Source organism: Aeromonas sp. (genome assembly GCF_050633025.1).
Classification (GTDB): domain Bacteria; phylum Pseudomonadota; class Gammaproteobacteria; order Enterobacterales; family Aeromonadaceae; genus Aeromonas.
Genome location: NZ_JBODRQ010000150.1, coordinates 1 through 7,264 on the forward strand (window position 1 = coordinate 1; position 7,264 = coordinate 7,264).

At 54.4% G+C, this 7,264-nt stretch carries 8 protein-coding genes; 3 read left to right on the top strand and 5 right to left on the bottom strand.

Annotated elements, in window-relative coordinates; genetic code table 11:
• The 3 genes from ACRAUW_RS15600 to flaB (ACRAUW_RS15610) form a co-directional block, all read right to left on the bottom strand.
• The coding region (locus ACRAUW_RS15600) for a flagellar protein FlaG (protein WP_431363011.1) at window positions 1-401 on the bottom strand (401 nt) is incomplete at its 3' end.
• A 35-nt stretch (window positions 402-436) separates the two neighbouring features.
• A complete protein-coding gene (gene flaB, locus ACRAUW_RS15605; RefSeq protein WP_431363012.1) occupies window positions 437-1,357 on the bottom strand; it encodes a flagellin B in 921 nt (306 codons plus the stop codon).
• 584 nt (window positions 1,358-1,941) lie between these two features.
• Window positions 1,942-2,865, bottom strand: coding sequence for a flagellin B (gene flaB / locus ACRAUW_RS15610; protein WP_431363013.1), 924 nt, complete (start codon window positions 2,863-2,865; stop codon window positions 1,942-1,944).
• Window positions 2,866-3,247: 382 nt separating this feature from the next.
• Between flaB (ACRAUW_RS15610) and ACRAUW_RS15615 the strand changes: the two genes are divergently transcribed.
• Window positions 3,248-3,880 (top strand): trimeric intracellular cation channel family protein, encoded by a 633-nt coding sequence (locus ACRAUW_RS15615; RefSeq protein ID WP_431363014.1) that lies wholly within the window; start codon window positions 3,248-3,250, stop codon window positions 3,878-3,880.
• 102 nt (window positions 3,881-3,982) lie between these two features.
• The gene (locus ACRAUW_RS15620) at window positions 3,983-4,375 is read left to right on the top strand and encodes a hypothetical protein (RefSeq protein ID WP_431363015.1); all 393 of its coding nucleotides are present in this window, start codon (window positions 3,983-3,985) and stop codon (window positions 4,373-4,375) included.
• 74 nt (window positions 4,376-4,449) lie between these two features.
• On the opposite strand, the gene thiI is transcribed toward ACRAUW_RS15620, so the two are convergent.
• Complete coding sequence (gene thiI, locus ACRAUW_RS15625) at window positions 4,450-5,898, bottom strand: tRNA uracil 4-sulfurtransferase ThiI (protein WP_431363016.1); 1,449 nt, start codon at window positions 5,896-5,898, stop codon at window positions 4,450-4,452.
• 177 nt (window positions 5,899-6,075) lie between these two features.
• On the opposite strand from thiI, the gene ACRAUW_RS15630 reads away from it, so the two are divergent.
• On the top strand, window positions 6,076-7,041 hold the full coding sequence (locus ACRAUW_RS15630) for a hypothetical protein (RefSeq protein ID WP_431363017.1): 966 nt from the start codon (window positions 6,076-6,078) through the stop codon (window positions 7,039-7,041).
• Between the two features lie 28 nt (window positions 7,042-7,069).
• Here ACRAUW_RS15630 and ACRAUW_RS15635 read toward each other — a convergent pair.
• The coding region (locus tag ACRAUW_RS15635) for a hypothetical protein (RefSeq protein WP_431363018.1) at window positions 7,070-7,264 on the bottom strand (195 nt) is incomplete at its 5' end.

Genomic DNA, 7,264 nt, shown 5'->3' on the forward strand with positions numbered 1-7,264 from the left:
GAGCCCAAATTACCATCGGTCTCACGCAATGACTGAAGACGTTTACTGATGGAGAGCAACTCTTCACTCGGGATCTGGCGAATCACAGTACGCGTATCCGCATCCACCACTCGAATGACTACCTTGTCCAAGTCCCTCTCTACACTAAAGCTAACTGTCCATCCTTGTAATTGACTGAATTCCTGCAATTTTTGTACCTCATTTTCCACATCGATGGTTGACGGGGTGGATACGTTGCTTGCGTGCTCCACTCTGTCGCCATTTCGGAACGAGGCTCCCGTTGTCACCTGCTGCTCTTCGGGTACACCAGAAAGCAAAGGAGCGGCCTGCTGGCCGCTCTTGCTATTGGACTGAAGAGAAGAAGGAGTGACCGATGACGGGTTTCCTATTTCGCTTGTCATATTGCCCCTCCTCTCTTATCTCATTTTGCTCACTCTTAGCCCAGCAGGGATAAGGCCGATTGAGGTCTTTGATTTGACTGCGCCAAGATGCTGGAAGCAGCTTGTTGCAAAATGTTCTGCTTGGTCATATTGGCGGTTTCAACGGCGAAGTCGGCATCACGAACCCGTGAACGTGCAGCGCTCAGGTTTTCAGCAACGTTGGACTGGTTGCGAATGGTGGAGTCAAAACGGTTCTGCACCGCACCCAGCTCGGCGCGTTTGCTGTCAACCGCCTTGATCATATAGTCAAGGTTCGCCATCGACAACTGCGCGGTACTCGCAGCCGTGATGCTCTTCACCATACTGGCCTTCAAGGCGGTACCAGCTGTCAGGCTGACCTTGTAGGGCTCTTTAGACAAACTGGTCGCCGTATTCTTGACTATTTTGGCACTGCCTTTAGTCGCGCTGGCAATACCGCTGATGGTAAAAGCCGATGACATTTTGAAGGTGATGGTCTGGGAGGCATCCGCTCCAACCTGGAAGGATCCGGTGTATTTGCCATCGAGCAACTTCTGGCCACCAAACGTGGTGTCGTTCGATATACGGTCGATCTCGGTTTTGAGCTGATCGTATTCCTGTTGCAGTGCGGTACGGTCATCGGAGTTGTTAGATCCGTTCGCAGACTGCTGCGCCAGGGTGCGCATGCGCTGCAGCATGCCAGAGACTTCGTCCATCGCCCCTTCGGCGGTCTGCGCAACCGAGATACCATCGTTAGCATTACGGTTACCCTGATCCAGACCATTGATCTGGGAGGTCAAGCGGTTGGAGATCTGCAAACCGGCAGCGTCATCTTTCGCACTGTTGATCCGCAAACCAGAAGCGAGCCTGGTATAGGATGTGTCCAGAGACTTGTTGGTCCCCATCAGGTTACGCTGGGCGTTCAGTGATGAGGTATTGGTGTTAATGTACATAGCCATAATAATTTCTCCCGAAGAACATACGACTGCAGGTTTCGTCGTCAAATCAGCACGACGGCCCACCGTTCGAAGAGCAGGTTGAACATGCCTGTCTCTTCTGGCGGGTGTCTGTTTGAACGAACAGGTCACCCGCAGTAGTGCAAACGTTGGATTCCGAACACCCCTCGATTGCTTCACTTTATTTAACGGCAGCGCAGAAACAAGCTTTAGGAAAATTGTTGCCTTAAGCGGCAAGTTTTCTCCGGCAGGCGGCAACTGAAGATGAATTGATCTGCAACAGCGTGCAACTCGCAGCTGATGATGACCCTTTTTATGAAATGAGACGTGTTGGCACAGTTCATGCAATGAACTGATAGAGTGACGTCAATTTGGCGACACAATAAAAAGAGGCCGGTAAACCGGCCTAAAGATGAGCATATGCTCAGGAGAATATGACCAAGCGTGACAGAACTGAACAGCTGGACAACACTTGGCATTACTAGTAGAGAATTATATCTCTCCCGATAGAACAGAGTGCGACCCGAACACCCCTTTGTTCCATCTCTTGACCAGGGCGGCCTGAACAACCGCCCTGTTTTCTTTTATTAGCCCTGTAACAGTGACAGAGCAGACTGCGGACGTTGGTTGGACTGCGACAAGATACTGGATGCGGCCTGTTGCAGAATGTTCTGTTTGGTCATGTTGGCCGTTTCCACCGCAAAGTCAGCATCACGGATCCGTGAACGAGCGGCACTGACGTTTTCCGATACGTTGGACTGGTTGCGAATGGTGGAGTCAAAGCGGTTCTGTACTGCACCCAACTCGGCACGCTTGCTGTCCACCGCCTTGATCATATAGTCAAGGTTGGCCATCGACAGTTGGGCGGTGCTCGCCGCCGTGATGCTCTTCACCATACTTGCCTTCAGGGCGGTACCAGCTGTCAGGCTGACCTTGTAGGGCTCTTTGGATAAACTTGTCGCCGTATTTTTGACGATCTTTGCACTATCTTTAGTCGCACTGGCAATACCGCTGATGGTAAAGGCCGACGTCATCTTGAAGGTGATGGTCTGGCCCGCATCGGCACCCACCTGGAAGGAGCCGGTATATTTACCATCGAGCAGCTTCTGACCACCAAATGTGGTGTCATTGGCAATACGGTTGATTTCGGTCTTTAACTGATCGTACTCCTGTTGAAGGGCCGTGCGATCGTCTGCGTTGTTTGATCCATTGGCCGATTGCTGAGCCAGGGTGCGCATACGCTGCAACATACCGGTGACTTCATCCATCGCCCCTTCAGCAGTCTGGGCAACCGAGATACCATCGTTGGCGTTACGGTTACCCTGATCAAGACCATTGATCTGGGAGGTCAAACGGTTGGAAATTTGCAAGCCAGCCGCATCATCCTTGGCGCTATTAATACGCAGACCGGAAGCCAGTCTGGTATAAGAGGAATCGAGCGACTTGTTCGCATTGGTCAAATTACGCTGAGCATTCAGCGAGGATACGTTGGTGTTAATATAAAGGCCCATGACTATTCTCCTAAGCTATTAAATTTACTCTTCTATTTGCTCAGGCTTTATTATTTTCTGTACCTGATGCGTCTTATTTAACGGCCAGTTTTTCGATGTCTTTAGCATTTTTTTCAACGCTTCATCGCATTAACGCCGCTTACCTTATATATCGGCGTATCAGGGGATAACTTAAGAAAAAAATCGCGCCAAAATCTGTGACAGGCGTAACCCTGCTGAACCCCGCCAACAACAGGAAGTGCGGGATGCATGAGACTCATATGGTTCGGACTGCGAAAAAAATTCCGTATCGACTCGCAATTTTATCGAGCACAGTTGGCGATTGAACTCGCCACCCCCTAAAATTGCTGTCCCATCAATTATTTGGCGTGAGTTGTTCTCCATGCAAACACTGGTTGATCAGATTGTTTACATCAGCGACATGTTTGGTACTGCGGTATTCGCGTTTTCAGGGGTTTTGGTAGCTGGTCGACTCAGAATGGACGGGTTCGGCGTCATGGTTTTGGCTGCGGTCACCGCCATCGGGGGCGGTACCATCCGTGATATGATCTTGGGTGCTACACCCGTTTTCTGGGTACGTGACCCTCTCTACATCTGGGTGGTGATAGCAACGGCACTCATCGGTATGTGGATGGTCAAACTGCCCCGCAGAATGCCATGGTATGTGCTGCCGGTGGCCGATGCCTTCGGTCTGGCCCTCTTTACCGTGATCGGCGCCCAAAAAGCCCTCAACTTCGGCACTCCGGATCTGGTTGCGGTGATCATGGGCACCATGACTGGCGTAGCTGGCGGCATGATCCGCGATGTATTGGCGCGGGAGGTGCCCATGGTGCTGCAAAAGGAGATCTATGCTACTGCCTGTATCCTCGGCGGCATTCTCTACACCCTGGCGCTGGAAGCAAACATGGACAGGGTAACGGCCATGCTCATCTGCATGACGGCTGTATTTGGTCTGCGGGTTGCGGCTATCTACTGGCATCTGTCGCTGCCCACCTTCTCGCTGCAACGCAATTGAACACAAGGATCACATCGCCATCATGCCGCGGTGTGGCCTTGCATTGAACCAAATTGGCTTTTCTGTTGTCATAGAAGCAGTCGTTGTTAGCCGGAACTTCTCATGCGAAAAATCGGTATGCTTACCACACTCCTCCTGGCGAACGTGACGGCAGTTCACGCCGAAGCACAAGTGGTATTTGGACGACTGGCCTCAGCGCCGGTGCAGCAGTTCAATCAGGTAATACGTCAAGCCAGCAGCCAACAACAAGGCTGGGTAAATGATTATCGGGAAGTGGCGCTACGTTTTGTCGGCCACAGCGACACACCCAGTCGCATCCATGCCCAGCAGTTGGACAATGATCTGGTACTCTCGGTCGCCCTCGATGGCAGCAAGAGCGACATGCTCTATATCCTGACCCTCTATCGCAACAACAACCTGTGGCAGATGCGAGAAGCCGAGATGGGCTGGCGTTGCCAGGGGCAAGACTCCTTCACCCCGGTACCCTGTCCCTGATAGTCATTACTCACTCTGTGAAATAAAAAATCCGGCACATTGGCCGGATTTTTTATTGAAGATAGAGCATCAAATTACGGACGGTAAACTTTGACGTTGGCAAAGCCCTTCTCTTTTAAGTAAAGCGCCTGCAGCTTGCTCATCACGCCGCGATCACAGTAGAGCAGGTAGGTCTTCTCCTTGGGCAGATCGCCAAAAGCGGTCGCCAGCTTGAAGAAGGGGATATGCATGACTTCACGCCCTTCCACCAGCAATGGCTTCTCGTCGTGTTCATCGGCAGAGCGGATATCTAGGATCACCTCGTTGTCACCGCTCTCGGCGGTAGTCTCCACTTCCTGCACCTCGGCGGCGGTCTCTTCACCAATGCGACGAATGTCGAGGTAACGGGCCTCGGCCACCACCTTGTCCAGAATGGCGAAGTCGAAGTTGCCCTCCTCCTCTTCAATGCGCGCCAGATCAGCCTTCACGGTCGGCTTCTTGGAGATGACGCCACAATACTCCGGCATAGTCTCGGCAAACTCCAGAGTACCGATGCGGCGGGCTTCGCTGATGATGTCCGGTTTGTCCCAGGTGATGAGCGGGCGCAGGATCACCTTGTCGGTCACCCGATCGATGACGTTCAGGTTGGTGAGAGTCTGGCTGGAAACCTGACCCACACACTCGCCGGTCACCAGCGCCGGGATCTGGAATTCGTCGGCCACTTTGGCGGCGGCGCGCATCATCATCCGCTTGAGTACCACCCCCATCTGGCCGTTGTCGATCTTCTCAAGGATCTCGGCGACCACCGGCTCGAAATCGACCGCGGTGAAACGTACCCGGTGGGAGGAGCCGAAGCGGTTCCACAGGTGATAGGCCACCTGCTTGACGCCGATCTCGTGGGCGGCACCACCCAGATTGAAGAAGCAGTAGTGCACCCGGCAACCGCGCTTGATGAACTGGAAAGAGGCTACGCCGGAGTCAAAACCGCCGGAAATGAGGCTCAGCACATCTTCCTGGGTAGCGATGGGCATGCCGCTCAGCCCCTGATGGATAGCGCTGACGATGAAGAGCTCCTCACCATCGATCTCGAGGTTGATTTTCACGTCCGGGTTCTTGAGGCGCACACCGTTGCTTTCGCAGTGCTGGTTCAAACCACCGCCCACGTAACGCTCAATCTCGAGGGAGGAGAACTCATGCTTGCCGTGGCGCTTGGCGCGCACGCAGAAGGTTTTGCCCTTGAGCTGGTCGCCCCACACGGCTTTCACCTGCTCGAAGATGTCGTGCAGATCGGTAAACTTGCTGGCCTGTACCTCGAGGAAGGCCTGAATGCCCGGAATACAGGCCAGGGCTTCGATAGCCTGTTCACGGAACTGGTCGTTGCGGGAGCTCACTATCAGCTTGTCCCAATCCATCCGTACGCGGGCGTCGTCGTCGAAGCGGCGCAGGACATTGCGGATATTGCCCTGCAGGATCTTGATAAAGCGCTGGCGAACCGACTTGCTCTTGATGGTGATTTCCGGGAACAACTTGATAATGAACTTCATGGTAATGACTCGGGTGACCTTGATTTAAGGGCGCGAATTATATCAGAACTTTGTGGCCAGCGCCTACTGGATGAGCGTTTGCTCACATTCCATTAAGCAATGTTTGCCGCGCGGCTGTAATCTTGCGTATATTCCCGACCCTGCGCCTCGCCTGATTTTTGACAACAGACTGATCCGATGAAGACTTACATCTACTACCCCGGCATGGAAGTACGGGATGAACTGTGGCTCAAATTTGCCCTGCTCTATCTGGAGCGGCTCGCCTTTGTCTTCACCGTCAGTGAAAAGAGCGGTCTCACCGCCCTGCAACAGACCCTCGTTCAGGAGACGGACCTCTTGGCCGAGCGCCCCGATGCTGCCTTCTTTGCCGCCATTACCCCGCAACTGGAGAACCAGATAAGCGGCCTGGTGGCCCCCGATTTCGTCCGTCACAAGGTGTTTGGCAACAAGGAGCTGGTCACCCGCTGGCGTCAGGAGGCCAACCACGACTGCTTCTGCCCGGATCAGGCGGGGCTGGAGCGGCTGCACGGCTTTTGCCTGATTCACGGCTTTGCGACCCAGGACGAGGGGGGGATCAGAATGGCGCGGCGCTTTGCCAATCTGCTCTCCATGCGCCTTGCCCGTGAGTGGGCACTCGCCAATGACGGGGCGCTGATTACCGATCACGACTATCTCGATCGCCTGCTCCACCTGCTCGAATCCCGCTACCACAATCGCGGCGGTCAGGATTGCTTTCACCTCGAGATCCCGTTGCAAGTACCCACTCACCTGGCCGACATTCCGTTTGCAGAGCTGATTGCTCTGCGCGGACGCAGCGGCTTTCGCCAACAACTGGCCGAATTTCATCTGGCACTCGACGAGCTGCTCTCCATGCTGGGGAGCGGCTATGCCGACCCGGCTGCCCTGACCCGCTTTGAGCAGGCTCAGCAAGGGCTCAATCAACTGCTTGGGCCAGAGACCCTCTGCATGCCACTGACCACCCTGGTCAGCACCAGCCTGCCCGCCGTGGCGATGCTCCACCAGTTAAAAGCGAGCCACCCCCAAAGCAACCTCATCTTCCATCCCATCAAGAAGAGCCACTTTCACCAGCGCAAGAGTCAACACTTCTTCACCCGGCTCGGCCATCTGCGCCACCCCGGCTGAATGGGCTGGTGTAAACAGGGATGGATGCTCACCGGATAATGGAGCCAGCCTCCCCATCGGGGTGCACCATACGAAACTCGATGCGGTCGCTGTTGCCTGCTTCATCCACCACCACCAGCTGATAGCGACCCGCCACGCTCAGCACCTGATCCCCGTCCCAGCGCAGCCGCTGGCCATTGAGAAACCAGGCCGGCTTGCCGACACCGCCCAGCACCTTGGGCTG

Coding starts and splice junctions, on each gene's coding strand:
- ACRAUW_RS15630 (WP_431363017.1), top strand. CDS start 6,076: ATGAAGACTTACATCTACTACCCCGGCATGGAAGTACGGGATGAACTG.
- flaB (WP_431363013.1), bottom strand. CDS start 2,865: ATGGGCCTTTATATTAACACCAACGTATCCTCGCTGAATGCTCAGCGT.
- thiI (WP_431363016.1), bottom strand. CDS start 5,898: ATGAAGTTCATTATCAAGTTGTTCCCGGAAATCACCATCAAGAGCAAG.
- flaB (WP_431363012.1), bottom strand. CDS start 1,357: ATGGCTATGTACATTAACACCAATACCTCATCACTGAACGCCCAGCGT.
- ACRAUW_RS15615 (WP_431363014.1), top strand. CDS start 3,248: ATGCAAACACTGGTTGATCAGATTGTTTACATCAGCGACATGTTTGGT.
- ACRAUW_RS15620 (WP_431363015.1), top strand. CDS start 3,983: ATGCGAAAAATCGGTATGCTTACCACACTCCTCCTGGCGAACGTGACG.